Source organism: Marinomonas polaris DSM 16579 (assembly GCF_900129155.1).
Lineage (GTDB): Bacteria > Pseudomonadota > Gammaproteobacteria > Pseudomonadales > Marinomonadaceae > Marinomonas > Marinomonas polaris.
Map to the genome: position 1 here is coordinate 1 of NZ_FQVF01000048.1, position 1,312 is coordinate 1,312.

Annotated in this window: 2 protein-coding genes; both read left to right on the forward strand. The window is 44.9% G+C overall.

Annotated features, from left to right (window positions below):
• The coding region (locus tag BUA59_RS23375; protein WP_072842478.1) for a TolC family protein at positions 1–1,044 on the forward strand (1,044 nt) is incomplete at its 5' end.
• A partial coding sequence (locus BUA59_RS23380) for a heavy metal-binding domain-containing protein (protein ID WP_281251041.1) occupies positions 1,041–1,312 on the forward strand: 272 nt, incomplete at its 3' end. The genes BUA59_RS23375 and BUA59_RS23380, both read left to right, overlap by 4 nt.

The following is a 1,312-nucleotide window of genomic DNA, read 5'->3' on the forward strand; positions in this document are numbered from 1 at the left end:
AACGTGTCGGTATCGCAGATGTTTCCAGCTGGCGATACCTTACGTTTAACAGGGGAAAAGTACGCTGTGCAAGGCGATCAAATGCCCTTGATGCGAGATAATCGTCGCGCGATGTTAGCAATGGAGGTATCGAATCTTTGGCTAACGGTATACAGTTACGAAGAGAGCATCAAGCTCGTGAAGCAAAATAGAACCTTGTTCGAACAACTTCATGAGGTAGTGGAAAGCAGTTATAGCTCGGCGTACGGGCGAGCCAAACAGCAAGATTTAGTGCGTTCTGAACTGGAGTTGATTAAGTTAGATCATCGTCTAACTCAGCTTCGTCAAGCGAAAGAAAATGCACTGAAAAAATTGTCCCAATATATTCTTCCGACCATGGTTGATCAGAACACAGCTGATCAAGCAATCACTCTGAAAACAACGGGTGAACCCATTATGGTAACCCCGTCTAGTATTCTTCCACCAAATTCCTTGGCGGCTCGTCTGAGCCAGCATCCGTTGGTTCGCATTGTCGATGTTCAATCCAATACCGCGCAGATAGATAAATCGATTGCCGAGCAAAAGTACAAACCAGAATGGGGCGTTACCTTGGGTTACGGTTATCGCGGCGATGATCTAAGCGGCAAAGATCGAGCCGATCTGGCGTCGATTGCGGTGAGTGTCAGCGTGCCAATCTTTTCGTCTAGTCGACAGGATGCTCAGGTGAAAGCCGCGACCTTACAAGTCGAGTCTTTTCTTTCTGAAAAGCAGCTTGTGCTGAATGAACTCATGGCGAAATATCGTGTTCTGACATCTGATATTAACTTGCTAGATCAACGAATTCGTCTGTATCAAACCAAGTTACTTCCTAGTTACAGAGAAAGTGCGCAAGCCATGTTGAATGCTTATACCAGCAATGATGGTGTTTTCTCGGATGTAGTTCAGGCGCGCATCGATACATTAAATGCACATATTGAATTATTAAATATTCGTATCGAGCGCTTCAAGCGCTTAGCCGAATTGAATTATGTAATGGCACAAAGTGAAGAGGTGAAACTCAAATGAAAGTAATCGGGTATATCGGTGTATTTGTACTAGGTGGCGTTCTTTCGGCTACGGGTTATCACTTTGGTCTTCAAGCATTTAATGCTATGAACGGGGAAATGAATGCTGGTGCATCAGTCACGAAAGATGAAAAAGCACCTTTATATTGGGTGGCGCCAATGGACCCAAATTACCGTCGTGACAAGCCGGGTCAATCTCCTATGGGAATGGATTTAATCCCTTTTTATGGTGATGACCAAGGTTCCAATAATCAGGGCGCTGGTACTGT